A 2,087-nucleotide genomic window follows, 5' to 3' on the forward strand; every position below is an offset into this window, starting at 1 on the left:
GACAATGGCGGTTGACCCGTTTTCTCTGGCCTCAGCTGGGGTAGCCACCCGGGCCTGGTCGTCTTTTTGGTAGCTCTTTGGCCGGATGCCTGGAGTGACGAACATGAAGTCGTCGCTGAATTCGTTCTTCATTGCCTTGACTTCCAGTGGTGAGCAGATGATCCCGTCAGCGCCGGCTTCCTGGGCCTGGTGGGCCAGGCTCTTGACTTCGTCAGCCAGGCTGAGTGAGCAGTGCTGCTCATTCTTGAGAACTTCTTCAGAAATAGAAGTCAGTTCAGTCACGGCCAAAAGCTTTGGAACCGGCTTGCCGGCCGGGGTGCCTTCGATCAGGCCTTCTTTGGCGGCCTGGATCATCTGCTTGCCGCCCAAAGCGTGAACGGTCGTGCAGTAGACGCCCAAGGCAGCCAGCTGGTGGGCTGTCCGCTTGACGGTGTTGGGAATGTCGTGCAGCTTGAGGTCAAGGAAGATCTGGTAGCCCTTGGCAGACAGGTCCCGGACGATTTCCGGCCCGTACTGGTAGAACATTTCCATCCCCAGCTTGACGTGCAGGCCCTGCTTGTCCTTCAGCTGGTTGAGGAACAGCCACATTTTCTCTTGATCATCATAGTCCAAAGCGATAAATAACGGTTTGTTCATTGCGACTCCTTAAATTAACAGCGTATGACCGCATAAGAAAAGCCCGCCAGAGTCTACAGAGACCCCAGGCGGGCAGAATGCGTGCATACCAAAAAGATTGTGGTGCTTGTGGTCTCTCTGTACCAATTAAAGCTCAGTTAACAAAAGACTATCACGAACTTTCTGAAAAATCAAGCACCTGGCCAGCTTGCCTTTTTGATTTTTTTGTAGGATAATTTTGGCGAATTGAAAAGTTAAAGAAGTCACATGAAGTCACACGGGAGGAAAAATGACCGCAGAAGTTAATTTGGCTGTTGAACTGCCAGGCCTTAAGCTGAAGAATCCGGTAATGCCGGCGAGTGGGACCTTTGCCTTTGGCGACTTGCCAGAGAATTTCGACTGGGACGAGATGGGGGCGATCGTCTTAAAGACTGCCACCCGCCATGCCCGGACCGGCAACCCCCAGCCGCAGATCGCCTTGCTTAGTGACGGGGTCATGAACGCTGTAGGCTTGACCAACCCCGGCGCTGAAGTCGTGGCCAAGGAAAAGATCCCGGCCTTAAGAGAAAAGCACCCAGATCTGCCGATTTTGGCCAGCGTGGGCGGGGAAAGCGTGGAAGACTACGTGGAAGTCGCGGAAATTTTGGCTGCGGCTAAGCCGGACGCCTTAGAGCTCAACTTGTCCTGCCCGAACGTGTCTGAAGGCGGGATGACTTTTGGCATCGTGCCGGAAATGGTGGAAAAGATCACCCGCCTGGTCAAGGAAAAGGTGGACCTGCCGGTATACGTGAAATTGACGCCAAACGTCACCAGCATCGTGGAAATTGCCCAGGCAGCAGAAAGAGGCGGAGCTGACGGTTTGACTTTGATCAATACACTGCTTGGCCTGCACCTTGATTTAAAGACCCGGCGGCCAGTTTTGGGCAACGACTTTGGCGGCTTGTCCGGCCAAGCGGTTAAGCCAGTGGCCGTCCGCATGGTGGCCCAGGTCAAGCAGGCAACCAGTCTGCCGATCATCGGGGTTGGCGGGATCAACAGCCCGGAAGACGCGGCTGAATTCATCCTGGCTGGGGCCAGCGCTGTCCAGATCGGCAGCATGGCCTTCCATGACAAATTGGCCATCAAGCACGTAGTTGACGGCCTGCCAGCAGTTTTGGCCGACATGGGCGCCAGCGACGTTGCCAGCCTGGTTGGCCAGTGGCAGTCGAATAAACAATAGAAAATTAATAGCACACAAAAAAAGTGTTGAGTAATTACTTCAGAGTAATCATTCAACACTTTTTGTTTTATCTTGTTTTGATTAGTTTTCGCTCTCGTTCAGGTCCTGGTTGAGCTCGCTGTTCAGTCTGTCAATCTTGGCCTGCAGGCGGGCGATTTCTTCGTCGGCTTCCTGCTTGAAGCGGTCGACGTCGGTGTTTAAGTCGCTGACCATCTGCTCAGCAGCTGGCAGTTCACTGACTAAACGGCTGCCG

3 protein-coding genes are annotated in these 2,087 nt (G+C 53.9%); 2 read left to right on the plus strand and 1 reads right to left on the minus strand.

All coding sequences use genetic code 11. The features are described from left to right. Nucleotides 1-636: orotidine-5'-phosphate decarboxylase (gene pyrF / locus lacNas_RS05240; protein ID WP_201346666.1), on the minus strand; the 636-nt coding region annotated here is incomplete at its 3' end. Nucleotides 637-713: 77 nt separating this feature from the next. On the opposite strand from pyrF, the gene lacNas_RS05245 reads away from it, so the two are divergent. Continuing rightward, the gene (locus lacNas_RS05245; RefSeq protein WP_201330508.1) at nucleotides 714-851 is read left to right on the plus strand and encodes a hypothetical protein; all 138 of its coding nucleotides are present in this window, start codon (nucleotides 714-716) and stop codon (nucleotides 849-851) included. Between the two features lie 53 nt (nucleotides 852-904). Then, nucleotides 905-1,834, plus strand: coding sequence for a dihydroorotate dehydrogenase (locus tag lacNas_RS05250; protein ID WP_201330509.1), 930 nt, complete (start codon nucleotides 905-907; stop codon nucleotides 1,832-1,834). The last annotated feature ends 253 nt before the right edge of the window (nucleotides 1,835-2,087 follow it).

The organism is Lactobacillus nasalidis, assembly GCF_016587775.1.
Taxonomy (GTDB): Bacteria; Bacillota; Bacilli; order Lactobacillales; family Lactobacillaceae; genus Lactobacillus; species Lactobacillus nasalidis.